Below are 24,644 nucleotides of genomic sequence, written 5' to 3'. Positions count from 1 at the left end.
GGTGAGTGAGTTGAGTTGGGCCTACCGGCCCGGTCGTCGCGGTCGTCGGACACCCTCGGCGAGGACAGGACGGACTCCCGAAGAAACGTGCGTGAGCAGGGGAGTCCGCATCATCGTTCGATTGTTGTCCCCCCTCGATACTAAAACGTTGCGAGACGGCCCCGATGGTGCTTCCTGGTGCGGGCGTTCAGACGCCGCCGTCCCACCGAGCGGTCGACGTCGGGGCTGGACGACCGGGCGACCCGCGCGGCCGCCCGTCGTAGTCACCGGCAGTCTCTACCAGCCACACCTATCTTTACGTCACGTCCGGCTGAAACGAAGCCACTGATGTCAGACGATTCCGACTCGGACGGACCCGGATTCAACACGCGAAGTCTCCACGCCGGTCAGGAACCCGACGCGGCCACGGGCTCGCGGGCTCCCCCGATCTACCAGACGACCTCGTACGTCTTCGACGACGCCGACGACGCCGCGGCGCAGTTCGCCCTCGAAGCCGAGGGCTACATCTACTCGCGGCTGATGAACCCGACACTGGAGATGCTTCAGGGCCGCATCGCCGCGCTCGAAAACGGCGTCGGCGCGGCCGTCACCTCGTCGGGGATGGCGTCGTTCGACCTCGCGACGTTCCTCTTGGCCGAAGCGGGCGACAACATCGTCTCCGCCTCGTCGCTGTACGGCGGCACGTACACCTACCTCACCCACACCGTCGAGCGCCGCGGGATCACGACGCGGTTCGTCGACACGCTCGACTACGACGCGTATTCGCAAGCTATCGACGAGGACACCGCCTACGTCCACCTCGAAACCATCGGCAACCCCGCTCTCGACACGCCCGACATCGAGCGCATCGCTTCGATCGCGCACGAGAACGGCGCGCCGCTGTTCGTCGACAACACGTTTGCCACGCCCTACCTGTGCCGCCCGCTCGACCACGGTGCGGACCTCGTCTGGGACTCGACGACGAAGTGGCTCCACGGCTCGGGCTCGACCGTCGGGGGAGCGCTCGTCGACGGCGGCTCGTTCCCCTGGGCGGAGCACGCAGAGAAGTACAGCGAGCTCGCCAAACCGAACCCGGCGTACCACGGCGTCAACTTCGCCGAGACGTTCGGCGACGCCGCCCTCACGTACGCTGCCATCGCCCGCGGCCTGCGCGACCTCGGGAACCAGCAGTCGCCGTTCGACGCGTGGGTCACGCTCCAGAAACTGGAGTCCTTCCCGCTCAGGATGGAGAAACACTGCGAGAACGCACAGATCGTCGCGGAGTTCCTCGACGACCACCCCGACGTCGCCTGGGTCAACTACCCCGGCCTGGAGAGCCACCCGACCCACGACAACGCCTCGCGCTACCTGGAGGGCGGCTACGGCGGCATGATCAGCTTCGGGCTCGACGGCGGCTACGACGCCGCGAAAGGCACCGTCGACGGTGCCAAACTCGCGTCCCTGCTCGCGAACGTCGGCGACGCCAAAACCCTGGTGATCCACCCCGCCTCGACCACGCACCAGCAGCTCACGGACGCAGAACAGGAAGCCGCGGGCGTCACGCCCGACATGGTCCGTCTGTCGGTCGGGATCGAGAACCCCGAGGACATCCTCGCGGACCTCGACGAGGCCATCTCCGAGGCGTCCTGAACCGGGCGGGCCCCACCCTTCCATCTCGGCTCCCTCCCCGCGTTCGTCGGTTCGCGTCTCGGTGACGAACTCCTCGGAGCGACGGGACACCCGTCGGGGCGAGGAGATGGACGTCAGACCGACGAGACGGACCTTCGAGCGGTGAGGTAGTACGGACGGGGCGGACTCCGAGTGACCGAGCGGCACCGCCAAACGGACACACGACCCGCGCGCCGGCGGAATCCCGTATCCACACAATACTTACTCACTCGAATTCGAACGTCTACGCGTGTTTTCGCTCCTCCTCGTCATCGGGCTCGTGGTCGCCGCCTTCGTCGGTTTCAACGTCGGTGGCTCGAACACCGGTGTCGCGTTCGGCCCGGCCGTCGGCAGTGGAGCGGTCTCGAAGCTCGTCGCCGGCGTCCTCATGACCGCGTTCGCGTTCTTGGGGGGTTGGACCGTCGGCCGCCGCGTGGTCACCACGCTCGGGAGCAACCTCGTCGCCGGCGATCCCTTCACCCTCCCGGTGAGCATCGGCGTGCTCTTTTTCATCGGTGGCGCGCTGTTCGTCTCGAACGTCTTCGGCGTGCCGGCGTCGACGTCGATGACCGCCGTGGGGGCGATCGCCGGACTCGGGCTGGCCCGGAACGCGCTGGCGACCGACGTCGTCCTCGAGATCGTCTCGTGGTGGATCGTCGCGCCGCTCATCGCGTTCTGGGTCAGCGGCGTGGTCGGACGCTACGGCTACGACGCCATCGAGGCGCGCCTGGCGATCGGCGGCGACGGTGGCTCGCTGTTCACCGTCGACACCGACGGCACGATCCCCACGCCGGAACTCACCGACGGCACGACGCCTCGCGAGGCGACCGGTGGCGTCCTGGTCGTCGGGATCGCCTGTTTCATGGCCTTCTCCGCGGGCGCGTCGAACGTCGCCAACGCCGTCGCGCCGCTCGTCGGCTCGGGCCAGTTGACGATGAACGCGGGGATCATCCTCGCGGCGGGAGCCATCGGGCTCGGTGCCGTCACCATCGCCCGCCGGACGCTCGACACGATGGGCGACGGACTCACCGATCTGCCGCTGGCGGCGGCGCTCGTTGTCGCCGTGGTGAGCGCGACGCTCGTGACGGCGCTGTCGGCGATCGGGATACCCGCGAGCTTCGTCGTCATCGCCACGATGAGCACCGTCGGGCTGGGCTGGGGACGGGCGACGCGCGCGGAGGGCCGACTCCTCGTGGAGGCCGACGACGTGGTCCAGGGCATGACCGACCCGGACGTCGCGGTCGGCGACCTCTACCGCCCGTGGGCGACGCTCCGGGTCGTCGCGCTCCAGAACGCCGTCCCGGCCGTGGCGACCGTCGGCGCGTATCTCCTCTTCTCGGCCTGGTAGCGGACACCGCCCGACGACGCGGTACTGCGACGCTCCGACGTTCCGACGCTTCGACGCACCGGCACAGGGCGTTCACACTCCGGCCGAGAGCGGTAGGCACAAAACCCGTGGGAGGTAACTCCGCCCGTGGTCGAACTCCTCCTCGTCGTCGGGCTCGGGGTCGCCGTCTTCGTCGGGTTCAACATCGGTGGCTCCTCGACCGGCGTCGCGTTCGGTCCGGCCGTCGGGAGCGCCGTCGTCTCGAAACTCGGTGCCGCCGGGCTGATGACCGGGTTCGCGCTCCTGGGTGGGTGGACCGTCGGACGCGAGGTCGTCGAGACGATGGGTGCCCGGATCGTCCCGCGCGACGAGTTCACACTCGCCGCGAGCGTCGGCGTGCTGTTTTTCGTCGGCGTCGCGTTGCTCATCTCGAACGTCTTCGGCGTGCCGGCGTCGACGTCGATGACTGCCGTGGGGGCGATCGCCGGCCTCGGTGTCGCGACGGGCACGCTCGACGAACGCGTCATGCTCGAGATCGTCTCGTGGTGGATCGTCGCGCCGGTGCTTGCCTTCTGGGCCTGTGCGGTCATCGGCCGTTACGTCTACCCGTATCTCGACGCCCGGGTCTCGCTCGACCGGTCCGACGGCCCGCTGCTCGAACTCGACCGCTCCGGCGTTCCCACGCCCAGGCTCGGCCCGGGAACGACACTCCGCGAACTCGGGACGGTCGTTCTCGTCGTCGGGATCGCCTGCTACATGGCGTTCTCGGCGGGGGCGTCGAACGTCGCTAACGCCGTCGCACCGCTCGTCGGGTCGGGGGCGCTGAGCCTCGACGCCGGCATCCTGCTCGCGAGTGGGGCGATCGGCGTCGGCGCGTTCACGATCGCCCGCCGGACGCTCGACACCGTCGGCAACGACCTCACGGAACTCCCCTTGCTCGCGGCGCTCGTCGTCGAGACCGTGAGCGCCACGTTCATCTCCTTCCTGTCGGCGATCGGGATCCCGGCGAGCCTCGCGGTGTCGGCGACGATGTGTATCGTCGGGCTCGGATGGGGTCGCGCCACGCGGACGGTCACGCTGGGCGAGGCGGTCCGTGGGGAGTCGCCCCGGCTGTCGGTCAACGCCCTCGCCGCCGAACCGACCGACGAGGTCACTCCCATCGGTCAGGCGGACGAGTCGCTCACCGCCCACGAACTGTTCAACCCGGGGACGACCGGACGCATCATCTTCTTCTGGCTGCTCACACCCACGGTCTCGGCTGTGACTTCCTACCTGCTTTTCTCCGCCGTCACGATCTGACCCCGCGCCGGCGACGGTCGTGTGGATCTCACGCTCGAACGGGTTTTGGCTGGCCAAAACCAGTGACAGCGGCGGGGAAAACAGATCAGAACAGCAAAGCATAATGAGGTGGCCTCCGAAGGTTGGAGCGAGATGCCTACGGTAGAATACCTCAATTACGAAGTACTCGACGACCAGGGCTGGGACATGGACGACGACGACCTCTTCAACAAGGCCGCCGACGCAGGGCTCGCGGACGAGGATTACGGCTCGCTGGAGGTCAACCAGGGCGAGTACATCCTCGAGGCCGCCGAGGCCCAGGGCTACGACTGGCCCTTCTCGTGTCGCGCCGGTGCCTGTGCGAACTGCGCCGCCATCCTCAAAACCGGCGGGATCGACATGGACATGCAGCAGATCCTCTCCGACGAGGAAGTCGACGACGAGAACGTCCGGCTGACCTGCATCGGGACGCCCACCGAGGACGAGGTCCAGATCGTCTACAACGCCAAGCACCTCGACTACCTCCAGAACCGCGTCATCTGAGGCGGGTCGGTTTCCCCTTTCGTTTCTTTATTCAGCCCCACAGCGGCCGCGCCGGTCGTCTCGTCCCCTCCGGTTCTCTCTCCTGATTCTCACGCCAAAAGGGCTAATTCCTTCGCCGACGCGCCACCTGTATGTTCGCTTCGGTACCCGACATTCTGCGGCTCGTCGCCATCCCCGTGTTGGGCTGGGCGGCCCTCTCGGACGTGCGGACGCGGCGGGTCCCAAACCGACTGTGGCCACCGCTCGCGGCGCTCGGGATCGTCCTCCTCGCGTGGGACCTCCTCGGAGCGGTCCCGCCCGCCGGTTTCGAAGACCGGCTCTTTCTCGTCCAGACAGCGATCAGTCTCGTCTTCGTCGTCCCCTTCTCGTATCTGTTCTGGCGGCTGGGCGGCTTCGGCGGTGCCGACGCGAAGGCGCTCATCGTGCTCGCGATCGTTTTGCCCACCTACCCGGTGTACTTCCTCCGGACGACCGCCCTCCCGCTCGTCGAGGCACCCCTCGGCGTCTTCTCGTTTACCGTCCTCACGAACACCGTCGTCGTCGCCGTCGCCTATCCGGTCGTTCTCGGCGTCCGGAACCTCCTCGCCGGCGACGTCGCCTCCATCATGCTCTTCGGTCGCCGGGTCGACGTGGCCGACCTCCCGAGCGCACACGGTCGACTGTTCGAGACGCTCGACGGCTACAGCCGGGGCGGCCTCGACGTCGATGCACTCCGGATGTACCTCCGGTGGCGTGGGAGCTCCCTCGCGGCGCTCCGGGCGGAGCCCGAGGCACACCGCGACCCCGACACCGTCGGCGAGACGTTCGACCCGACGGACGGCCGGGTCGAGGCCGTAACCGATGGCGGGCTCGCACGCGGGGCCGACGCGACCGACCGGCACGAACCGGTAGCCGTCGGCGTCGACGGTCGGGACTCGTTCGACGATCCGTGGGCGGCCGAACAGTTCCTCGCGAGCATCGACGGCACCGCCTACGGCACCACGCCCGAGACGCTACGGGAGGGACTCGAACTCGTCTCGGCGCGCGAACGCGTGTGGATCTCCCCCGGAATCCCGTTCCTCGTCCCGATGTTCGCCGGACTCCTCCTCGCGTTCGTCTACGGCGACGTCCTGTTCGGCGTGCTCGCGGCGCTCGGCATCGCCTGATCGCGTCTCGATTGCGGACACGGACGACACGCTCCCGTACGGTGGACGGTGTGCCGTCACGCCGCGGTCCGCCCACCGGCGACTGTCAGTACATCGCGCTCACTGGCCGCCGTCTCGTATTTGAACGTTCGGCGTCCGGCGAGACCGAGCCACCCACACACAAGACATATCGGCGGTACGCTCGTCACCTCGCGTATGAGTGACACAGACGCCGCAGGGGAGACGGCCACGGCCGGGGTCGACCTCGACTTCGGTGACGACGGCCTCGTTCCCGCGGTGGCGCAGGACGCGGAGACGGGCGAGGTGTTGATGCTCGCGTACGCGACGCGCGAGGCGCTCGACCGGACCACGGAGACGGGTCACGCACACTACTACTCGCGCAGCCGCGACGAACTGTGGGAGAAGGGGGCGACGAGCGGCCACACGCAGGCCGTCGACGAGATCCGCGTCGACTGCGACGGCGACGCCGTCCTCTACCTGGTCGACCAGGCCGGCGGGGCCTGCCACACGGGCTACCGCTCGTGTTTCTACCGCCGACTCGACGGTGCGGTCGTCGGCGACCGCGTCTTCGACCCCGACGACGTCTACTGATGGCCGACGCTACGTCCGGGTCGTCGGTCTCGGTCGACGACCTCGAGGCCGCCCGGGAACGGCTCCGACAGGCGGAGGCGGCGGTCGACGACTACGGCGAGGACGAGGCCAAACGGGTCACCGAGGCGTACGACGCCGCGACGGACCTGCTCTCGGAGTACGTGGAGTCGGCGACCGGCACCGGCGACTTCGCGGCGTACGTCGAGTTCGAAGAGCGCTTCGTGAGCCTGGTCGAGGGGCTCCCCGACGACCTCCCGACCCGCGAGGCGTTCGAGGAGGCGAACGAACTGCTCGATCGCCGCCGGCTCTCGGAGAAACACTTCGAACAGGCTCGAAACGTGCTCGCGCCCGCACGTGAGGCCGCAGAGACGCTCGACGAACGCGCGGCGGCCCGCGAGCACCTCCGCGAGACGCGCCGGACGGTCCGGCGTCGGCTCTCGACGCTCGACGACGAGATCCAGGCCCGAGAACGGCTCGTCGACCTCGGGTCGGCCGATCTCGACGCGCCGACCGAGGAGCTCCGCGAGCCGATCGAGGCGTACAACGACGCCGTCACGGACGCGTTCGACCGCTACCGCCGCGAGGCGAGCGCCCGCGACCTCCTCGGCCTCGTGTCGGCGACGGACGCGTACCCCCTCGTCGACTACGAAGCCCCGCCGGCGTCGATCCGTGCGTATCTCGACGAAGCCGCGGTCGGTACCGAACCGCTCCCGACCGTGCTCGACTACGCGGGATACTCCCGCTCGAAGCTCACACATTACGTCGACGACTCCGACCGCTTCCGACAGACGGTGGGGACGAACGAGACGTACCTCTCCCGGCTCGACGCGACGCCGCTGACGGTCGGGTGGCCGCCGTCGGTCGCCGGCCGTCTCCGTCGTCGCGCCGAGGAACTCGTCGCGGTCGTCGCCCGGTTCGCCGACGAGTCGGTCGTCGCGCGCGCACGGACGGTCCGTGACCTTACGTTCCGCGCGGACTACGACCACCTCCGTCGGGCGGCAGTCGCCCGCGACGAACTCACCGACGCCGAACGCGACCGCCTCGCCTCGGGGGCCGTCGAGGCCGAACTGTCCGACCGGCGCGCTGAGCGCGAGCGCCTCCGCGCGGCGCTCGACGCCGACGCGCCGGAGTGACCGACCGATGCCGCTCACGCCCGTGACGGCGGTGGCCACGGTCGTGGGCTGCGTCGCGGTGCTGGCCGGCGCGGCGTGGCTCCGTGCTCCGGCAGCCGTTCACGACCTCCAGGTGGCGTATCTCGGGAGCACCCGGCGGGACGAACAAACCGTGCGCAGCGGCGCGCTTCCGCGGGGTGTCGTCCTCCTCGTCCTCGGCGTCCTCTGTCTGCTGTTCGTCGTCGTCTCCGTCTGAAAAGGCTGCTCAGGCGTCGTTCCGACCGTCCGTGAGCGCCGCCTCGACCTCGCTAGCCAGCGATTCGGCGCGCTCGGCGTCACGCGCCTCGGCGTAGATCCGGACGACCGGCTCCGTGCCCGAGGGTCGGACGAGTACCCACGCGTCGCCGTAGTCCAGCCGGTAGCCGTCGATGGTGTTCGGCTCGACGTCGGCCGCGTTCGCGTAGCGCTCGGCGGCGTCGAGCATCGCCGCGAGTTCGCGCTCGGCCTCGTAACGGAGGTTCACCCGCGTCGTGTGGTAGTCCGTGAAGGGGGCGGCCACCTCGCTCGCGGGTCGGTCGGCGACGAGTTCGAGGAACTTCGCGCCCGTGTACGCGCCGTCGCGGACGAGCCGGTACTCGGGGAAGAAGATCCCTCCGTTGCCCTCGCCGGCCACCGGGACCGTCTCGCCGTCGGCTTCGAGCTTGCGGATGTGCGTGATGATGTTCGTCGAGCCGATCGGCGTGAGTTCGAGCGCCGCGCCCGCGTCCGTGACGGCGTCGACGACCCGCTGTGAGACGTTGACCGCGGAGACGAACGTGTCCCCCGCCGAGAGCTCCGCCGCGGCGAGCGCCGCGAGCGACGACTCGCCGTCGATGAACGCGCCGGTCTCGTCGACGAACACGGCGCGGTCGGCGTCGCCGTCGTGGGCGATGCCGACGTCGGCGGCCGTGGCGCGCACGAGCCGCGAGAGGCTGGTGAGGTGACTCCCGACGGGCTCGGGCTGGCGGCCGGGGAAGTGGCCGTCCGGTGTCGCGTTCACCGTGACGACGTCGCACCCCAGCCGGCGGAAGAACTCCGGACTGGTGAGCGTCCCCGCGCCGTGGCCCGGATCGAGCGCGACCGTCAGGTCGGCCGCCGAGATGGCCTCGCGGTCGACCGACGCGAGGAGTTCGTCGACGTACGCCCGGTTCGCCGACTCGACGGTCCGGACCGAGCCGACCCCGTCCCACGGCTGCAGGTCGAACTCCTTCGAGAGGACGTGCGATTCGACCGCTTCGAGCACGTCGACGGTGAGTTCCACTCCATCGTCGCCGACCAGCTTGACGCCGTTGTACTCCGGGGGGTTGTGCGAGGCGGTGATGTGGACCGCCGGTACCGCCTCGACCTCGCAGTAACGGACGACCGCCGGCGTGGGCGTGACGCCGAGGCGGTCGATGTCGATCCCGGCGCTCGCCAGCCCGGAGGCGGCGGCGTTCTCGAACATCTCACCGGTGGTTCGCGTGTCCCGCGAGACGACCGCACGCTCGGCACCCCAGACGGTCCCAGCGGCCTGTGCAACCCGCAGGACGAACGAGGGGGTCAACTCCTCCGCGACCACCCCTCGCGTCCCGCTGGACCCGAAGATCTTCATTCGGCTTCCCATCCGAGGGCCGCCCCCAAAGCCGTTCCGAACGGGCAGCCCACGGGGCCGACGCGTGGCGGGTGGACCGCGACCCGCGGAGGGTAGACGGCGACCCGCGGACACCGGGTGGATCCTGCGCGTGTCGGTGCGTTTACCACCTGGCCCCCCCTCCGACACGCCATGTTTCCCGACTTCGAGGTCGTCCCCGCGGTCGACATGCAGGACGGCGAGGTCGTCCAACTCGTCCAGGGCGAACGCGGCACCGAAACCCGGTACGGTGATCCGGTCGAGGCGGCACGCCGGTGGGTCGACGCCGGTGCCCGGACGCTCCACCTGGTCGATCTCGACGGCGCGTTCGAGGGCGAACGGAAGAACGCCGCGGCGGTCGACGCGGTCGTTGACGCCGTCGACGTCCCGGTCCAACTCGGTGGCGGCATCCGGACCACGGCGGACGCACGCGGCCTCCTCGACAGCGGCGTCGACCGCGTCATCCTCGGTACCGCCGCGGTGAACGAGCCCGAGATCGTCGCGGATATCTCCGAGACCCACCCCGGAAGCGTCGTCGTCTCGCTCGACGCCAAGGCGGGCGAGGTGGTCGTCGAAGGGTGGACGCAGGGGACGGAACTGGACCCTGCCGACGCCGCCAGCCGGTACGAAGCGCTCGGCGCGGCGGGCATCCTCTTCACCGACGTCGACGTCGAGGGGCAACTGGCGGGTGTCAACACTGCCGCCGTCGAACGGGTCGTCGACGCGGTCGACCTGCCGGTGATCGCCAGCGGCGGGGTGACGACGCTCGACGACGTCCGTGCCCTGTCGGATGCGGGCGCGGCGGCGACCGTCGTCGGGACGGCGCTGTACGAGGGCCGCTTCACGCTCCGCGAGGCGATGGCCGTCGCCGAGTGAGAGGCCCGTTTCGACTCGAACGCCGACACGCTCCCGTCCGCGCTGGCGTCTGCCGGACGTCGGCCGTACGTCTGACACAGGTCGTTCGTCCGGCGTTCTCGACGTTCGTCTCGACCGACGCGACCGATCGCTCGACCGGAAACGAAGGGGTTTGAGATCGGCTCACATACGCACCGGTTCGCCGGCCGGGCCGTCCTCACCGTTCGGTGGCCCTCCGAGCCGCGGACCGACGGTCCGTGGACGAACCTTCTTTATCCGTGCCCCGCCTCGGCGCAGGTATGACACGGACCGCCGCCGTCTCCCGCGAGACGGCCGAGACGACGATCGATCTCACGCTCGACGTCGACGGCGACGGGGACAGTGTCGTCGACACCGGCGTCGGCTTCTTCGACCACATGCTCACCGCGTTTGCCAAGCACGGCCTCTTCGATCTCACGGTCGACTGCGACGGCGACCTCCACGTCGACGACCACCACACCGTCGAGGACGTCGCCATCGTCCTCGGTGAGGCGTTCGCCGAGGCGCTCGACGACAAACGCGGCATCCGGCGCTTTGCCGACCGCAAAGTGCCCCTCGACGAGGCCGTCGCCTCGGTGGTCGTCGACGTCTCCGGCCGGCCGCACTTCGAGTTCGAGGGGACGTTCTCACAGGCCTCGGTCGGCGAGTTCACCAGCGACATGGCGCGGCACTTCGCCCTCTCGCTGGCGATGAACGCCGGACTCACCCTCCACGCCTCGGTCGACGGGGAGAACGCTCACCACGAGGTCGAGGCGCTGTTCAAGGCGCTCGCGCGCGCGATGGACGACGCCACCCGACTCGACGACCGCCGGAGCGACACCCCCAGCACGAAGGGCGACCTCTGAGACACCTCTTCGTTCCGTCGCTCCGCCTCCGGTCTCCGGTCAGTCCTCGGTCGTCCCCGGGTCCGTCTCCTCCGCGTCCCGCGTCGGGGGCTCGTCGGTCCCGTCGGACGTCCCGTTCTCGTCGCCGGACGCGCCGAAGCCCAGATCGAGCGCCGCCGCTTCGAGACCGGTCGCCTCCGACTCGCTGTCGTCCGTCCGCTCCGACTCCGCATCGGTCGCGGCTTCCGACTCCGCATCGAGCGCGGTCTGGGACTCCGGATCGCTCACGAGGCCGCGCGGTGGCGTCCGCGGTGCGGTGTACGTGTAGAGGACGTCGTCGTGGACGACGTAGTACTCCGTCTCGTCGGGCGCTTCGATGACGCCGCTGTCGGTGTCGATGGCGAAGTCGACGAGGTCGGCGAGTGACGCCGCCTCGGCCTCCGGGCGGTCGAACGCCTCGAACGGCAGCCGGAACGACGTGATCCACTCATCGAACTCCGAGCGGTCCTCCCGGTAGGCGAGCCACTCGCGTTCGGCGTCGGTGAGTTCGAGCCGGTACCGCGACCGGCCGACGGCCAGTCCCGCGAGCCCGGCGAGCGAGAGTGCGAGGAGCGCCGGCCCGCCGACGCTCCGGAGCGGCCCGTACGTCCGCGGCACCGTGACGCTCTGCGTGGTCTCGAACTGCTGTCCCGACGCCTCGGCCGGTCCGACGCGGTAGGTGTTCCCCTCGATCGTCACCGGGAGCGTGTGCACCGCCTGCCTGTCGACGCGTTCCCCGTTGACCGTCCCCTCGATGTCGACGGTCGCGCGGACGAACGTCTCGACCGTGCCCACTCCCCCGCCCAGTCGGTCCTCGATCCGCCCGCGCTCGCTCTCGACGGCCGAGGCGTTGAACGAGAAGGGCGCTCGCACGTCGTCTCCCGGTGCGACCGTCGCCGCATCACTCTCGTGGAGCGTCCGGCTCCGCTCCCAGAGGACGGTCGCCCCGCCACTCTGGTCGCCGGTCTGTTCCCCCACGCTCCGCGTGACCAACACGACGTCTACGCTCGTCTCGACTGTCCCCCCATCGCTCGCCCGGTAGCCGAACGCGTAACTCCCGTTGACGGTCGGCGCGATGGACGAGAAGTAGACCTGCCGATCCTCCAGCGTGCGGCCGACCGGAAACAGCGGGTTCTCCCGCGTCACCGTGGCCGCGTGGTCGAACGTGCCCGAACTCTCCCACGTCGCGACGACCCGCTCTTCCGTGGTGGTCCCCGGGTCGACGTGTGCCGTGTACGTCGCGAACCCACCGACGAGCGCGCAGACGACGAGCACGGCCGCGACGGTGGCGAACTGTCGGTCGAGCAGCGCGCGGAGGCGGAGATCCCAGAGTGACACTCGTGGCTCTCTCTTGTCATCTCCGGGTATTTGTATATTCGCTCCCGAATTCACGTTTTGAGACTCGGTCTCGGGTTCTCAGGAGTACCACCGACGCACGGTATCGCGGACCGACGAGCCGAGATTCGTCTCCTTCTTCCGAGTCCTCCGTCGGATCCGGCCGCTCCCCAACAGTCCGACGCCGAGAAGGTAAAACGGGACGCCGATCAGCAGGTCGATGACGACGATGGGTACCCAGGGATGGACCGCGTGGAGCACGTCGATGGTGGAAGGCGGGAGGAGCGCGAGATAGCGGTGTTCGACGACGAACCGTCGGTAGTAGCCCGTCTGCGGCGGTGCAGAGAGAGTGACGGAGGTGTTCCTCACCTCGCCGCGCTCGACGCGCAACCGATGGGGTTCGACGGTGACGCCCTCGCTCGCGGGCTCGACGTAGACGTAGACGGGGACGAAGCCGTTGTTCCCGACCGCGTAGGGAATCGTGTTCGACTCGCCCATCGGGATCACGGTGGGCCGTTCGGACTCGAACTCGGCGCTGACGACGCCGTACTGTTGTTGACCCGCCGGGCCGACCATGGCGGCTGTCATACTCCCGACGAGCAGGAGCGTGAAGCTGAGAACGATCAGCCGCGAGTCGAGGCCCGTCTCGCGGCCTCGGTCCCGACTCCCCCTGTCTCGGCCCTCGCGCGAGCGGAACTCCCCGGCGAGGTAGTACAGTACGGTCACGCCGAAGAGGAGGTAGGCGATACCCTGCGTCCCGAGGAGCGAGCGCGTGCCGAACAGCGACGCGAGGGTTCGTTGCGTCCATTCGAGTCCGCCCTGGACGGCCTCGACGGCGGTGCCGAGCGCGGGCACGACGAACACCTCGCCCCCGGGTTGCCAGGCGACGGCGACGATCTGTGCGTCTTTGACTGGGGGTTCGTCGCCGTCCTGATCGGTGAACGGGTTGGCGTCACCTCTGGTGACGTATCCGCGGTCGGTCTCGCCGACGACCCGGTGGGTGGTGAGTCCGCCGCCCTGGATCTCCTCGGCGCGGAACGTGACGACGTCCCCTTCTTCCATCGGGCCGGCGAGTTGCGTCGGGATTGCGACGAAGCCGTCGCCGGGTTCGAGCGTCGGGGCCATGCTGCCCGTTTCGACGAACGCGAGGAGGACGGGTTGGCCGAGGAATTGGCCGACGAGAAGCGAGAGGACGACTGCGACGGCCAGGAGTTCCAGTGCGCGTGTGACCGTCCGGCGAACCGACATTTAGTAACCGACTGAGCAGTTCGTGTAACCAATTAAAAAGCCTCCGGTGACGCTGTCTCCCCGTCCTGCTACCCGTCGTAGAACACGACATCCAGTCCGGGGACATCCTCGAAGTCGTGATCACGGGTGACGAGCGTGTAGCCGTGTTCGCGGGCTGGTGCGGCAACGAGTGTGTCGCGAGCGGAAAGCGGTGCCCCGTCAGCGTGGAGACGGCCGTCCAGGTTGCCCGCGGTGATAGCTCCCGCGAGTCCGAGCTCTATCCTCTCCAGCGTCCGGAGGAACCCGACGGCGCGGTCGAACCGATCGTCGCCGACCCGTGCCGTCCCACGGAGTACCTCGAACGCACAGATGACAGGTGTGGCGAACCCCTCGCGTGATCGTTCGCGCATCCACTCGGTCGCCGCCTCGTGGTGTGTCTGTTCGGGATCAAGGAAGTCCACGAGAAAAGCGCTATCTAAACAGTTCATCGTGCGTGTCGTCGAGGTCGTCGGCGAGTTCGCCCCGGGCTTCGTCGACTCGGGCACCGAGACCGGGACACGATCCGGCGAACGCCATCGGGTCGGTCTGCTCGGTGAGACGGGTGACGAGGTCGCTGAAACTCTCGTCTTCGCGTTTGAGCGCTTTGAGACGGTCGTACGCGTCTTCGGTGATGGTGATGTTCTTCGAGGCCATCGGTTGCATGTACACGTACTTGTAGATGCCACTTGAGCGTTTGGTCACTCGTACGTCTCTGTCGGCACGTCCAGCGTCCGGAAGTGCTCGACGTTGTCCGTCACGTCCGTCGCGTCGAGTTCTGTCGCCGCTCCGGCGACGATGGCGTCAGTCGCGAGCGAGTTGATATACGGTTTCGGTTTACGTCGTCGGCTCGGTGCCGTCGGGCCTCGACTTCGGCTGTTTTCCACGCGGTCTCCGGTGTGACCGGGACCACTGACCCACTCGAACTGCGTCCTGATCTCGACGGGGTCAAATTCCGCAACGAGCTTCCGTCCGACCACAATCCCCTTGAGATCGATATAATAGTCCCCGGCGGCCGGGAGTGTCGGCGCGTTTCAAGTCGGTGGAGGTGCTACAGTCGTGTATAGGCGTCGTCAAGCACCGACAGCACAGTGACGGTGCGCCGACGATCGAGGGCACGGGGACACGAGTAAAGGACGTTGCCGTGGCGTACGAACACAGCGGATACGATCCAGACGCGATCACGCAGTTGTATCCGGACCTTTCGCTGGGTGACGTTCACAGAGCACTGGCGTACTACTACGACCACGTCGACGCGTTTCGGTCGGCTCCCACCGAGTCGTCCTCCGCATGACGCGGCCGGTGTACTGCAGCGAGAGTATCTGGATTCCAGTCGCCGACGGCCTCCGTCGTCGTGGGTGGGACGTTCGCACGGACAAGGGCGAAGGTAGGCTCGTCGACCCTGACCGCCAGCAGTTACAGTACGCCCGGGAGAACGACTGGATCCTCCTGACGTTCGACGAAGACTGTTCGTGGAACTCGCTCGTGAACTGGACGTCGGTGAGGCTGCGGCAATCACACACGCGATCGAGCAAGAGGCGGATCTGGTGCTGCTCGACGAACGCGAGGGGCGGAAAGCGGCCCGTCGTCACGGACTCGACGTGACGGGTGTGATCGGTGTCCTCCTCCGCGGTGTCGAGGACGGCACTGTTGAGTTGCGGACCGAACTCGATCGACTTCGGAACGCTGGCTTTTGGATCTCCGACGAACTCTACACGGAGGCACTCGAACGGGGTCGATCGGACGGGTAGCGACTATCGGACGTGGATACAGGACTCGTCTGGTTCCGCCGGGAGAAAGCCGTGGCTCTAGTTCGTTATCCTTCGGAGGAAAATCGTCACGTCCGAGAACGTCGACGAGTTCCGACCTCGGACGACAGGCGTGTCACCGCGTCGCGTGCCGGCGATGCAACGGTTCACTCACCAAGATATTTCTTGATAATCGAGTTTACGTGGCTCAGTGTGACGTAGCCGCACTCCGCCTCGCCGACGACGTTGTAGTGGTGAGACCGCTGCCTTGGATCTCCCTGGTGGGGAAGGTGACGACGTCGCCCTGTTCGGCGGGGCTGGCGAGTTGCGCTGGGATGGCGACGAAGCTGTCGCCGGGTTCCAGCGTGGGTGACATGCTGGCGGTTTCGACGAACGCGAGGAGGACGGGCTGGCCGAGGAACTGCCCGGCGAGTAACGCGAGGACTACGACGACGACGAGGAGTTCGACGGTGCGGACGAGCGTTCGACGGATGGCCATTTGGACAGTAGAATGAACTGTTGGTGGAGTTGAACAAAAACGCTCTGGTGGCGTTCTCTCTCTCTCTCTGGGTTGGTTCGCCGTGTCGTCTCAGTACGTCTCTACTGGAACGTCCAGCGTTCGGAAGTCCTCGACGTTTCTCGTTACGACTGTCGCGTCCAACTCGGCTGCCGCACCGGCGATTATCGCGTTGACGGCGACCGCGTCGATTCGGTCTCGGTTCACGTCTTCTGTCTGGTGTAACCGGGCCTCCAGTTCTGCGATTTGCCACGCTGTCTCTGGTGTAATCGGGACGACGCGGACCTACCCGAACTGCGCGGTATTCGATCGAAGCCTAACTCGTCGTCTCGCTTGCGGATCTTCAGTCGTTTGTACACGCCTTCGCTGAGTTCGATACTCTTGGTATTCCTATTTTGTACGCTCAAAAACTATTAAATAGATTGACTGCGGTTGCGAAATAGACATTTCGGTATCAATGCTTAGGTGGTGTCTTGTTTCGTTACGCAACACGCGCTTCAGCGTAATCACATGTGAAAGTCCACTAGAACCAGTATGTTTTTAATTATATAAACAGGTAACATGAACAATTCACGATCAAAATTCCTACTTATTGGGCATCTTTATACCGGGTCCAGCAAAAAGTATTGTTTATATTGGTAATTTAGAGGTCGCCCTGCGGCGGCAGGGCACTTGCATAAAAGCCAATCTCGTCGGGAACTGCGCTGAGACTCGTGGTGATCTCGTCAGTGACCCGAACATCGTCGCTATCCAGCCAGAAATCAACGTGAACGTAGGCTGAATCACCAGAACCAAGTTCTAGTGCTGACGACGTGGGGCTAGTACCGGGATCACCCTGCAATGGAATCGGTGAGTTCGGGAACGCGTTCAAATTACTCCAGCTCGTGCCCTCATCAGCTTCATCGCTCCACGACAAAGTCATCGGTGAATCATCCGGGAATCCGATGAACCCACTGGAACTATCTGTAGATCGACCGTCGATCAGCTGGAACTTGAGTTCGTTACTTCCCTTGTTGACAATTTGGAAGACGTTCCGGAACGCTGTATTGGCGTCTTGGTTCAGACTGTCAAATTCTAGTGTGAACTTTCCTCCACTCCGGATGTATGCGTAGTCGCTGGTAGGGTCGAAGCCCATATACGCGCTACCATCACCTGCAGTGTTGACTGAAATGCGGTGTTGAATAGCGATCTAATCTGTCGATATCGCTGCTTTAGAAGGGTGAAGCCGAGGAATTCGATTCTGACTTATGGAAGTCGACCTCCTCGACTTCGTTGAACGGTGTCGTCACCTAGCCAAACAAGCTTTAGGAAAGCACGCGGGCGAGCCCGCCAGCGGCGGGTTCGCCCGCTGGATCCACGTCGTTCTACACTGCTTTCGGCTCGAAGAGGGCCATAGCTACCGTGAAACGCCGAATCGGCTGGAGTACATGGCTGAGATACGTGATGTACTCGGGCTTGATCGGGACGATCTGCCCGAGTTCAGCACGGTCTACAAGTCGTTCGATCGGTTCAAGATGTGGGTGTGGCGGGCGTTGCTGCGCGTTTCAGCGCAGCAACACCCGCACTCTGGGCACGCGGCTCTCGACAGCACATTTTTCGACCGACGCTCAGCCTCGTCGTACTACCGCCAACGATCCGGCAGCACCGTCCAGACACTGAAAGTGACGACGCTAACCGATGTAGAGTCTCTTGCCGTCCTCGACGTTCATATCTCGGCACGGTGGAAGCACGATACGAAGACAGGGCCGCAGGTCGTCCGCCGGAACGCGGACGACCTGCTGTCCGTGGCGGCTGACAAAGCCTTCCACAACTGGATCACGAAATACGAGTTCTACGCACTCGGTGTCGATCCACTCATCTTACAGCGTGGATCGAAGCCGCTCACGGTAGGTCATAACGCGTTCATCCGGACAAAAGGCTACTCTCAGCGCTGGATGGCCGAAACCTCGTACTCGACAACGAAGCGCTCGCTCGGCGACGCCGTGCGAGCGCTTGGCTGGTATCGGCAGTTCCGTGAAATCGTCCTCATGTTCGCCATCACTAACATAGAACCGCTTTGTGAGCCGCTCTGACTATGACTCAGAGGCTATTCAACACGGCAGACTGAAATACTTCGATCCACGGTTGAAACCGCAAACGCACCAGTTCCAGTCATCGCTGCCCCGCCGGCAGCGAGCGATCCGAGCGCCGCGAGATACTTGCGTCGTTGCATAGTCTTGGGTTTCTTCTGTACGCACCGCCGGTGATCAACCGCGTGGATCACTCGACGGCGCTCACTCACGTCATGCGATGCTACCATTGTGGTTATTCACCGGACTGTCACGTCACTGCCCGAGCGTTGCCGCGTGAAACACCGACGAAGTCCGCTCGAAATACGGAATGAGTCGACCGAAGTCGAACCGAAGTCGGACCCCAACGATTCCGTAAAACGTCTTAATCACCTATTTAATACCGGTTTTCGGCTGGCCGTCACGTTCTATATCGAATGCTTGCCATACATAATTTCTACTTTGCTGAAATGATAGAAAGGATTAAGTGGTTAGTATACCGGTAAATGCACGGGAGGTACATGTGAGCACAGGGACACGCGTCGGCGGCACCGTCGACGCCGCGGCGGACGAGTCGCAGGAGTCCGACCGAACGGAAGATGTGGGTGAACAGGACACGACGACAACCCTCGAACCGGACGTGTCGGACGATCGGATCACGGACGGCGATGTGTTCGAGGTACTGAGCAATCAGCGCAGACGGTACGCCCTGCACTACCTCATGCAACACGCGGACGAACCCGTCGAGATGGGCGACCTCTCGACGCAGGTCGCGGCGTGGGAGGTCGGCGTCGAGCCGCAGGCGGTGACGTACGACCAGCGGAAGTCGGTGCACACCTCGCTGTATCAGTACCACGCACCGAAGCTCGACGACACGGGGCTCGTGGAGTACGACTCCCGACGCGGGGTCGTCGAACTCACGACCGCGGGGTCGGAGCTCGACCTCTACCTCGAAGCCGTCCGCGGTAGGGAGATTCCCTGGGCGTCGTACTTCCTCATCCTCTCGGCGTTCGCCACCGCGCTCGTGAGTGCCGCGTGGCTCGACGTTCCGTTCTTCGCCGAGCTGCCGGCGTTCGCGTACGCGGGGTTCGTCTCGGCGGCGTTTCTGGCCTCGTCAGTGGTCTTCGCGTACGACAACCGGACCGCGATGCGCCTCGGCTCGACGGGACCGCCGCCCGGGGTGACCGAGGAGTGAACCGCGGGGCGCTCGTTCTCGTGGCGCTCGCGCTCGTCGGCGCGACGTCGATAACGGGCGTCGGGAGCGTGAGCTCCGTCTCGGCCGATCGTGGCGTCTCGGTCGCCGTCGCTCCGGACGGCGAGGCGTATCTCGGGATCGAGTTCGGCCCGCCTGACAACGGCACGCGCGATCTCGTGGTGTCCAACCACGTCTCGACCGACGACGTCACCGTGACTGTCGATGGAGACGGGTTCGAGTCGACGGCGGATGCCGGTCCCGGCGATCCGGCCGAGTTCGCCGTTTCCTGCGGGTCGACGGTCGAACTCGTCGGCGTCGGCTCGGGCGTCCGGATCGAGGCAACGCGGGACGTGGAGGAGTGCACGCCGTCCGGACCGGGCGGAGACGACGCGGACGAGAACGGCGAGGCTGAAGACGGGGAGGACGGCGACAGTGGTGACGGTGACGACACCGACGAGAACGACGAGGGCGAAGACGGGGAGGACGGCGACAGTAGTGACGGTGACGACACCGACGACGGCGACGACGATGACGACGAGGACGAGTGACTCCTTTCAGCATGCGCTTCTCCAGCCTCGCAGTCGGACGTAGTCGCGAGCCCTGTCGGCGCTCCCGTGGGCCCGTCGCTCCGGCACAGAAAACGACTAAACGCCCCGCCGTCGTACACCGGGGCAGGCGATGTTCGACGAGATCATGCGGAAGTTCGAGGGGAGTCCGAGCCAGCAGGCAGTCATCAGACTCCTGCTCGAACGCGGCTTCTCCGTCAACGACGACGGCCGGGTCGTCTCGGGCGGGATCGAGATCCCGAACACCGGCATCGCCCGCGAGATCGGTGTCGACCGGCGCGTCGTCGACTCGACGACCGATACGATCCTCGCGGACCCGGAGCTCCGGCGGATCTTTCAGAACATCTCGTCGATCCCGAGCCTGATGGACCTCGCGCCCGTCCTCGACCTCACCGTTCTCACGGTCGAGGTCGACGACGCCGACGCCCCGGGGATCGTCGCGCGCGTCACCACGCTCATCGCCGACCACGACATCTCGATCCGGCAGACGATCAGCGAGGACCCCGAGTTCACCGACGACCCGAGGCTGTATCTGGTGACGGACGGCGAGATCCCCGGCGACCTCCTCACGGAACTGTCGAACCTCCCGTTCGTCCGTCGCGTGAGCATCGCCTGACTCGTCGGCCGAGAGTCGGTTCGGTTCCGTCGTTCGGTGACGCCCCGTTCACGTCTCCTGTGAGTCGTCGTGGACGGTCGCTAGGGCGGTGGGGCCACGGACCTCCCCACCCGACTGCGCTCCTCGCCGCTCACGTCCGTTCGCGGCGCCGGTGCTCGTCCCTCGCGTGTCGGTCCGGCACGGAGGCCGGACCTGCCGCGCCACCGCGTGCCGTGCGATCGTTTCGTTCCTCGTCCGGTCTCCGCTCGCCGCTACCCTTTTGTCCGCCCGTCGGCGACGGAGAGCCGAGATGACCGCAGGTGACGCCGACGACGCGCCCGACTCGTACCGCACTGTCGCGGGTCGCGGGCAGGCCGAGTTCGAGATCAGGGGCTCGGAGTTCGTCGGCTACGTCTCGCCCGCCGAGACGGTCGCCGACGCGGAAGCGTTTATTCAGGCCGTCGAGTCCGAACACCCCGACGCGACGCACAACGTCCCCGCGTACCGCGTCCCGGCCGACCCCTCGAAGGCCGACGTCCTCCTCAGAGAGTGGTGCTCGGACGACGGCGAACCCGCCGGGTCGTCGGGCAAGCCGGCGCTGAACGTGCTCGTCCAACGCGACCTCCGCAACGTCGTGAGCGTCGTCACGCGCTACTACGGCGGCACGAACCTCGGCGTCGGCGGGTTGGCGCGGGCGTACTCCCGGGCGGTGACGGAGGCGGTCGACGACGCCGGCGTCGTCGAGGAGCGCCCGCACGAGCGATTCACCGCGACGGTCGACTACGACGACTCTGGTACCGTCCGCGGGATCCTCGAATCCACGGGCGCCGAGTTCGAGGCCGACTACGGGGAACGGGCGTCGTTTTCGGTTCGCGTGCCCGTCGAGGAGGCGGCCGGGCTCAGGGATCGGCTCCGAAGTGCGACCAGCGGACGGGTCGAACTGTGTTGAGAGGAAGGGGAGTCGCCTCGATGCGGCCGCTCGATCCGTCCACTCAATCGGTCGCTTCCGCGCGTCCCGTCGGCTGCGGCGGCTGTTTCTCGCTCGCGGCCCGGTTCTTCAGCGTGAGCGCGCCGAACAGCACTGCGCCCGCGGCCCGCAGCCCGAGGTCGACGACGATCGGTTCGCCGACGTTCCGCGCGATGCCGACGACGCCCAACACGTCGGTCGCGGCGTTGAGCACGAGCAAGGGGGCCATCAGGAGGAACGCCGAGACGGCGAACAGCACACGCTCGCGGCGGCTCACCGGCGCGTAGAAGAAGCCGATGACGGTCGCGCCGAGGGCGACGACGCCGACGAACACCCCGATGATGGGGATCACGACCTCGGGGAGGAAGTACGTGAGCTCGGAGACGTCGGCGGCGTTGAGCACGCGGAAGTCCTGGTTCTGCCCGCGGAGCAGGAGGATGCCCGGCGTGAGCGCGAACGCGAAGGGGACGATCGCCTTGTTGAGCGAGAGCGAGAACGCCTTCGTCCCCGTCCTGAACGGGTTGGACTTCGCCACCCCCGAGGCGGCGTAGGCGGCCACCGCCACCGGCGGCGTGATGTCGGCGATGACGCCGAAGTAGAGGATGAACAGGTGCGCCGCCAAGAGCGGGATCGTCGACGATTCGGCGATGGCCGGACCGAGGAGCGAGACGAGGATGATGTACGTCACGGTCGTCGGCATCCCCATCCCGAGGATGATCGAGGCGATCGCGGTGAACAGAAGCAAGAGGACGATCGAGCCCCCGGCGACGGCTTTGATCAGCGCCGTCAGGTTCGGTCCCAGCCCCGTGGCGCTCACGACGCCGGGGATGATGCCCGCGGCGGCGACCGCGACCACGACCTCCGTGGAGGTGCGCGCGCCGGCGTCCATCGACTTGCCGATGAACGTGACGTACCGGAACGGTCGCGACGACGCGAGATCGGGCCGCGAGAGCGCCCCGGCGAGCCGCTCGCTGGCGGTGTCGACGGCCTCGTCGAAGTTCAACAGCGGCGCGTCGCCGTTCGGGTAGACGAGCATGAACGCGAGGCTCACGAGGACGACGAGGCTCCCCAGCGACCCCCCGGCGGCCAGGAGCGCCTCGCCCAGCGGGAGCGGCTCGGCGGTCGCACCGGTCAGGAGGCCCAGGAAGTCGACGCCGCGGGTGAGGAACGACGCGAGTTCCGCGACGAAGAGCACGGCGATCGTGCCGACGAGCGGGACGCGCGTCCGTTCGTTGTAGGCGGCGACCAGGGCCAAGAGCGCCATGATCGCGACCAGCGTGAACCACGCCGACCGCGCCACCGTCAGCCGTTCGACGAGGAGGTAGTACAACAGAAGCAGGAGGGGGACGAGGTAGAACCACCCCGACTTGAGGTGGGTCACGATGTCGACGACATCGTCGCGTGAGAGGCCCCCGATCCCCGCCCGCGAGGCTTCGAGGTGGACCATCACCCAGACACCGAAGAAGAAGACGATGGCGGGGATCGTCGCCGCGATGATGATGTCGGCGAAGGGGACGCCGATGAACTCGATCATCAAGAACGCGGCCGCTCCCATCACCGGCGGCAGGATCTGTCCGCCCGACGAGGCCGAGGCCTCGACCGCCCCCGCGAACTCGGCGCGGTAGCCCGAGCGCTTCATCAACGGGATAGTGAACGCGCCCGTCGTCACCGTGTTGGCGATCGAGGACCCCGAGATGGTGCCCATGAAGCCCGACGCGAGGATGCTCGCCTTGGCCGGGCCACCCTTCCGGGTGCCCGTCGCGGCGTAGGCGAGTTCGATGAACCACTGGCCCGCACCGGACATCTCCAGGAACGCCCCGAAGAGGATGAAGATGTAGATGAACTGCACCGACACGGTGACTGGGATGCCGAACACCCCGTTTTCGGTGTTGTACCAGAGGTTCTGGACGATGTTCGCCCAGCTTCCTTCGGGAATCGAGAGCACGCCGATGAGCGGCATGTCGGGGGTGATGAGAAAGCCCCAGCGGGCGTAGACGATGAACGACGCGACGATGAGCATGAGATAGACGCCGAGGGCGCGCCGCGTCGCCTCGAGGACGAGCAGGGTTCCCATCGCCCCGAGGAAGAAGGCGTACGACACCTCGTTCAGCGGGATGCCGGTCGCGCTGACGACGTCGATCGGGACCGCGAGGTACGGGTACACTTCGGCGATGGTCCGCCCGGCTTCGAGCCCGAGGACGCGGAGGCGCTGGATCTCGCTGAAGTCCAGCACCATGTACGCCGCGGTGAGCGTCGCCAGCAGGATCAACGCGAGGTCGACGGGCGTCACGCGCTCGCGGTCGGCGTCGACGAACAGCCAGTGGAGGACGCGGCGACACGCCGCGGCGACCCGCGTCACGGGGCTGTCGGTCCCGAACCGCGTTTCGAGCGTCGGTACCACCCACGCGAGTCGGCTGGCGAGTTTCCCCTCGCCGTCGCTCGGCGGGAACAGGAGGAACGCCAACACGAGCGCGAAGGCGACGTGGATCGAGTTGACCTGAAGCAACTGGAGCGAGCCGAGGCTCACCTCGCCCACGAGCGGTATCGAGAGCTCGAAGATGAAGCCGCGGGCGGCGAGCCAGATCTGAAACAGCGAGAACGCGATCCCGATGACGCTGACGGCGAGGGCGGCCGCCCCCGACAGCGTCCGTTTCCGCTCGATCCCTTCGAGGATCTCCTCGGCCTCGGCGTCGCTCAGCTCCTCGGTGTCGGTGTCGGCGTCGGTGTCGATCCCTCCGGGGTCCGTCGTGTCGCTTCCGTCTGCGGCTCCGTCGTCGGCTCTGCGGGGGTGTTCCCCGTCGTCGGAGCCGTCTCGGTCCGGTACGTCGGGTCGGTCCGGGTCTGAGTCGGTCATGATCGGGTCATCGCGAGCGCAACTTCAACGAGAGTTCGGTCCGCGATATAAATACGCACTGAGTTCGCGTCCGAGAGCGCGACGAGGTCGTAGGTCCGGTCTCCCACGTGGAGTTCGTGACCGGCGATCCGGCCGGGCTTGACGTACAACTCCTCGTACGAGCCGTCGGGGTCGAAGACGAACGAGCCGTTCTCCTGGCTCACGTTCACCCGCGCCGGCAGGCCCCAGCCGTACGACTGGAACTCCATCCGCGTCATCACCAGTTCGCCTCCGCGGACGGCGTACCCGTCGAGCACGCGCGTCTTTTCGACGCTGTGGGTGTACTCGAGCGCCACGGTGGTGTTCTCCTCGACGGGCACGCGGAGCAGTTCGTCGCCGCTGTCGGCCGTTTCGACGACGAGCGCCTGGCCCGCGGGCAGGGAGGTGGCGGCTGCGCCACCGACGGCGAGCAACAACACTACCGAGACGGCGACGACGGCGCGTAGTCTGCGTTGATGATCCATCGCGT

The 24,644-nt window shown here is 66.7% G+C and carries 28 protein-coding genes; 17 read left to right on the top strand and 11 right to left on the bottom strand.

Annotation, left to right across the window (positions count from 1 at the left end):
• The first annotated feature begins 327 nt into the window (after nt 1-327).
• The 8 genes from NKJ07_RS15540 (at nt 328) to NKJ07_RS15505 (ending at nt 7,899) form a co-directional block, all read left to right on the top strand.
• Nucleotides 328-1,629, top strand: a complete 1,302-nt coding sequence (locus NKJ07_RS15540; protein ID WP_318567705.1) for an O-acetylhomoserine aminocarboxypropyltransferase/cysteine synthase family protein — start codon at nt 328-330, stop codon at nt 1,627-1,629.
• 268 nt (nt 1,630-1,897) lie between these two features.
• Nucleotides 1,898-2,995, top strand: coding sequence for an inorganic phosphate transporter (locus NKJ07_RS15535; RefSeq protein WP_318567704.1), 1,098 nt, complete (start codon nt 1,898-1,900; stop codon nt 2,993-2,995).
• Between the two features lie 126 nt (nt 2,996-3,121).
• Nucleotides 3,122-4,273 (top strand): inorganic phosphate transporter, encoded by a 1,152-nt coding sequence (locus NKJ07_RS15530; protein WP_318567703.1) that lies wholly within the window; start codon nt 3,122-3,124, stop codon nt 4,271-4,273.
• A gap of 132 nt (nt 4,274-4,405) precedes the next feature.
• Entirely contained in the window at nt 4,406-4,795 is a 390-nt protein-coding gene (gene fer, locus NKJ07_RS15525; RefSeq protein WP_318567702.1) for a ferredoxin Fer, read from the top strand.
• A gap of 131 nt (nt 4,796-4,926) precedes the next feature.
• Nucleotides 4,927-5,940: an A24 family peptidase gene (locus tag NKJ07_RS15520; RefSeq protein WP_318567701.1), complete on the top strand. Its 1,014-nt coding sequence runs from the start codon at nt 4,927-4,929 to the stop codon at nt 5,938-5,940.
• Nucleotides 5,941-6,135: 195 nt separating this feature from the next.
• Entirely contained in the window at nt 6,136-6,531 is a 396-nt protein-coding gene (gene hisI / locus NKJ07_RS15515; protein ID WP_318567700.1) for a phosphoribosyl-AMP cyclohydrolase, read from the top strand.
• Entirely contained in the window at nt 6,531-7,664 is a 1,134-nt protein-coding gene (locus NKJ07_RS15510) for a DUF7118 family protein (RefSeq protein WP_318567699.1), read from the top strand. The genes hisI and NKJ07_RS15510 overlap by 1 nt, the downstream gene beginning before the upstream one ends.
• A gap of 7 nt (nt 7,665-7,671) precedes the next feature.
• Nucleotides 7,672-7,899, top strand: coding sequence for a hypothetical protein (locus tag NKJ07_RS15505; RefSeq protein WP_318567698.1), 228 nt, complete (start codon nt 7,672-7,674; stop codon nt 7,897-7,899).
• A 9-nt stretch (nt 7,900-7,908) separates the two neighbouring features.
• Here NKJ07_RS15505 and glmM read toward each other — a convergent pair whose 3' ends face one another.
• Nucleotides 7,909-9,273 (bottom strand): phosphoglucosamine mutase, encoded by a 1,365-nt coding sequence (gene glmM / locus NKJ07_RS15500; RefSeq protein WP_318567697.1) that lies wholly within the window; start codon nt 9,271-9,273, stop codon nt 7,909-7,911.
• A 171-nt stretch (nt 9,274-9,444) separates the two neighbouring features.
• On the opposite strand from glmM, the gene hisA reads away from it, so the two are divergent.
• Entirely contained in the window at nt 9,445-10,167 is a 723-nt protein-coding gene (gene hisA, locus NKJ07_RS15495; RefSeq protein ID WP_318567696.1) for a 1-(5-phosphoribosyl)-5-[(5-phosphoribosylamino)methylideneamino]imidazole-4-carboxamide isomerase, read from the top strand.
• 278 nt (nt 10,168-10,445) lie between these two features.
• On the top strand, nt 10,446-11,030 hold the full coding sequence (gene hisB / locus NKJ07_RS15490; protein WP_318567695.1) for an imidazoleglycerol-phosphate dehydratase HisB: 585 nt from the start codon (nt 10,446-10,448) through the stop codon (nt 11,028-11,030).
• A 39-nt stretch (nt 11,031-11,069) separates the two neighbouring features.
• Here hisB and NKJ07_RS15485 read toward each other — a convergent pair whose 3' ends face one another.
• The 5 genes from NKJ07_RS15485 to NKJ07_RS15465 form a co-directional block, all read right to left on the bottom strand.
• Nucleotides 11,070-12,386 carry a DUF5305 domain-containing protein gene (locus NKJ07_RS15485; protein ID WP_318567694.1) on the bottom strand — a complete coding sequence of 439 codons (1,317 nt, stop codon included), beginning with the start codon at nt 12,384-12,386 and terminating at the stop codon, nt 11,070-11,072.
• A 78-nt stretch (nt 12,387-12,464) separates the two neighbouring features.
• Nucleotides 12,465-13,631, bottom strand: a complete 1,167-nt coding sequence (locus NKJ07_RS15480) for a S26 family signal peptidase (RefSeq protein WP_318567693.1) — start codon at nt 13,629-13,631, stop codon at nt 12,465-12,467.
• Between the two features lie 68 nt (nt 13,632-13,699).
• Nucleotides 13,700-14,098 carry a PIN domain-containing protein gene (locus NKJ07_RS15475; protein ID WP_318567692.1) on the bottom strand — a complete coding sequence of 133 codons (399 nt, stop codon included), beginning with the start codon at nt 14,096-14,098 and terminating at the stop codon, nt 13,700-13,702.
• Nucleotides 14,082-14,351, bottom strand: coding sequence for an antitoxin VapB family protein (locus tag NKJ07_RS15470; protein WP_318567691.1), 270 nt, complete (start codon nt 14,349-14,351; stop codon nt 14,082-14,084). Before NKJ07_RS15470 ends, NKJ07_RS15475 begins: the two co-directional genes overlap by 17 nt.
• On the bottom strand, nt 14,348-14,533 hold the full coding sequence (locus NKJ07_RS15465) for a hypothetical protein (RefSeq protein WP_318567690.1): 186 nt from the start codon (nt 14,531-14,533) through the stop codon (nt 14,348-14,350). The genes NKJ07_RS15470 and NKJ07_RS15465 overlap by 4 nt, the downstream gene beginning before the upstream one ends.
• 155 nt (nt 14,534-14,688) lie before the next feature.
• Between NKJ07_RS15465 and NKJ07_RS15460 the strand changes: the two genes are divergently transcribed.
• Together NKJ07_RS15460 and NKJ07_RS15455 are read left to right on the top strand one after the other, a co-directional pair.
• Nucleotides 14,689-14,940, top strand: coding sequence for a DUF433 domain-containing protein (locus NKJ07_RS15460; RefSeq protein WP_318567689.1), 252 nt, complete (start codon nt 14,689-14,691; stop codon nt 14,938-14,940).
• A gap of 178 nt (nt 14,941-15,118) precedes the next feature.
• Nucleotides 15,119-15,397, top strand: coding sequence for a PIN domain-containing protein (locus NKJ07_RS15455; protein WP_318567688.1), 279 nt, complete (start codon nt 15,119-15,121; stop codon nt 15,395-15,397).
• Nucleotides 15,398-15,602: 205 nt separating this feature from the next.
• On the opposite strand, the gene NKJ07_RS15450 is transcribed toward NKJ07_RS15455, so the two are convergent.
• The 3 genes from NKJ07_RS15450 to NKJ07_RS15440 form a co-directional block, all read right to left on the bottom strand.
• Nucleotides 15,603-15,893: a S26 family signal peptidase gene (locus NKJ07_RS15450; protein WP_318567687.1), complete on the bottom strand. Its 291-nt coding sequence runs from the start codon at nt 15,891-15,893 to the stop codon at nt 15,603-15,605.
• A gap of 90 nt (nt 15,894-15,983) precedes the next feature.
• The gene (locus NKJ07_RS15445; protein WP_318567686.1) at nt 15,984-16,118 is read right to left on the bottom strand and encodes a hypothetical protein; all 135 of its coding nucleotides are present in this window, start codon (nt 16,116-16,118) and stop codon (nt 15,984-15,986) included.
• A gap of 436 nt (nt 16,119-16,554) precedes the next feature.
• Complete coding sequence (locus NKJ07_RS15440; protein ID WP_318567685.1) at nt 16,555-17,046, bottom strand: hypothetical protein; 492 nt, start codon at nt 17,044-17,046, stop codon at nt 16,555-16,557.
• Between the two features lie 112 nt (nt 17,047-17,158).
• On the opposite strand from NKJ07_RS15440, the gene NKJ07_RS15435 reads away from it, so the two are divergent.
• The 5 genes from NKJ07_RS15435 (at nt 17,159) to NKJ07_RS15415 (ending at nt 21,264) form a co-directional block, all read left to right on the top strand.
• A complete protein-coding gene (locus NKJ07_RS15435) occupies nt 17,159-17,983 on the top strand; it encodes an IS5 family transposase (RefSeq protein ID WP_318567573.1) in 825 nt (274 codons plus the stop codon).
• Between the two features lie 499 nt (nt 17,984-18,482).
• Nucleotides 18,483-19,154: a DUF7344 domain-containing protein gene (locus tag NKJ07_RS15430; protein WP_318567684.1), complete on the top strand. Its 672-nt coding sequence runs from the start codon at nt 18,483-18,485 to the stop codon at nt 19,152-19,154.
• Nucleotides 19,151-19,702, top strand: a complete 552-nt coding sequence (locus tag NKJ07_RS15425; RefSeq protein WP_318567683.1) for a hypothetical protein — start codon at nt 19,151-19,153, stop codon at nt 19,700-19,702. The genes NKJ07_RS15430 and NKJ07_RS15425 overlap by 4 nt, the downstream gene beginning before the upstream one ends.
• 130 nt (nt 19,703-19,832) lie before the next feature.
• Complete coding sequence (gene trpY / locus NKJ07_RS15420; protein WP_318567682.1) at nt 19,833-20,336, top strand: TrpY family transcription regulator; 504 nt, start codon at nt 19,833-19,835, stop codon at nt 20,334-20,336.
• 289 nt (nt 20,337-20,625) lie between these two features.
• Entirely contained in the window at nt 20,626-21,264 is a 639-nt protein-coding gene (locus NKJ07_RS15415; RefSeq protein WP_318567681.1) for an IMPACT family protein, read from the top strand.
• A gap of 43 nt (nt 21,265-21,307) precedes the next feature.
• Here the strand turns inward: NKJ07_RS15415 and NKJ07_RS15410 are convergent, their stop codons facing one another.
• Together NKJ07_RS15410 and NKJ07_RS15405 are read right to left on the bottom strand one after the other, a co-directional pair.
• Nucleotides 21,308-24,136 carry a TRAP transporter permease gene (locus NKJ07_RS15410; RefSeq protein WP_318567680.1) on the bottom strand — a complete coding sequence of 943 codons (2,829 nt, stop codon included), beginning with the start codon at nt 24,134-24,136 and terminating at the stop codon, nt 21,308-21,310.
• Complete coding sequence (locus NKJ07_RS15405; RefSeq protein ID WP_318567679.1) at nt 24,133-24,639, bottom strand: DUF1850 domain-containing protein; 507 nt, start codon at nt 24,637-24,639, stop codon at nt 24,133-24,135. The genes NKJ07_RS15410 and NKJ07_RS15405 overlap by 4 nt, the downstream gene beginning before the upstream one ends.
• Nucleotides 24,640-24,644: the final 5 nt, after the last annotated feature.

Origin of the sequence: Salinigranum marinum (genome assembly GCF_024228675.1) — an archaeon.
Lineage (GTDB): Archaea > Halobacteriota > Halobacteria > Halobacteriales > Haloferacaceae > Salinigranum > Salinigranum marinum.
The sequence above is the reverse complement of the archived record's forward strand: the minus strand, read 5'-3'. Positions and strand labels throughout refer to the sequence as shown.

Excerpts from the sequence above, each read along its gene's own strand:
- NKJ07_RS15440 (WP_318567685.1), bottom strand. The coding sequence starts at position 17,046 with ATGGGCTTCGACCCTACCAGCGACTACGCATACATCCGGAGTGGAGGA.
- NKJ07_RS15510 (WP_318567699.1), top strand. The coding sequence starts at position 6,531 with ATGGCCGACGCTACGTCCGGGTCGTCGGTCTCGGTCGACGACCTCGAG.
- NKJ07_RS15410 (WP_318567680.1), bottom strand. The coding sequence starts at position 24,136 with ATGACCGACTCAGACCCGGACCGACCCGACGTACCGGACCGAGACGGC.
- NKJ07_RS15435 (WP_318567573.1), top strand. The coding sequence starts at position 17,159 with ATGGAAGTCGACCTCCTCGACTTCGTTGAACGGTGTCGTCACCTAGCC.
- hisB (WP_318567695.1), top strand. The coding sequence starts at position 10,446 with ATGACACGGACCGCCGCCGTCTCCCGCGAGACGGCCGAGACGACGATC.
- NKJ07_RS15405 (WP_318567679.1), bottom strand. The coding sequence starts at position 24,639 with ATGGATCATCAACGCAGACTACGCGCCGTCGTCGCCGTCTCGGTAGTG.
- NKJ07_RS15505 (WP_318567698.1), top strand. The coding sequence starts at position 7,672 with ATGCCGCTCACGCCCGTGACGGCGGTGGCCACGGTCGTGGGCTGCGTC.
- NKJ07_RS15415 (WP_318567681.1), top strand. The coding sequence starts at position 20,626 with ATGACCGCAGGTGACGCCGACGACGCGCCCGACTCGTACCGCACTGTC.
- glmM (WP_318567697.1), bottom strand. The coding sequence starts at position 9,273 with ATGAAGATCTTCGGGTCCAGCGGGACGCGAGGGGTGGTCGCGGAGGAG.
- fer (WP_318567702.1), top strand. The coding sequence starts at position 4,406 with ATGCCTACGGTAGAATACCTCAATTACGAAGTACTCGACGACCAGGGC.
- NKJ07_RS15520 (WP_318567701.1), top strand. The coding sequence starts at position 4,927 with ATGTTCGCTTCGGTACCCGACATTCTGCGGCTCGTCGCCATCCCCGTG.
- hisA (WP_318567696.1), top strand. The coding sequence starts at position 9,445 with ATGTTTCCCGACTTCGAGGTCGTCCCCGCGGTCGACATGCAGGACGGC.
- NKJ07_RS15540 (WP_318567705.1), top strand. The coding sequence starts at position 328 with ATGTCAGACGATTCCGACTCGGACGGACCCGGATTCAACACGCGAAGT.
- NKJ07_RS15450 (WP_318567687.1), bottom strand. The coding sequence starts at position 15,893 with ATGGCCATCCGTCGAACGCTCGTCCGCACCGTCGAACTCCTCGTCGTC.
- trpY (WP_318567682.1), top strand. The coding sequence starts at position 19,833 with ATGTTCGACGAGATCATGCGGAAGTTCGAGGGGAGTCCGAGCCAGCAG.
- NKJ07_RS15480 (WP_318567693.1), bottom strand. The coding sequence starts at position 13,631 with ATGTCGGTTCGCCGGACGGTCACACGCGCACTGGAACTCCTGGCCGTC.
- hisI (WP_318567700.1), top strand. The coding sequence starts at position 6,136 with ATGAGTGACACAGACGCCGCAGGGGAGACGGCCACGGCCGGGGTCGAC.
- NKJ07_RS15475 (WP_318567692.1), bottom strand. The coding sequence starts at position 14,098 with ATGAACTGTTTAGATAGCGCTTTTCTCGTGGACTTCCTTGATCCCGAA.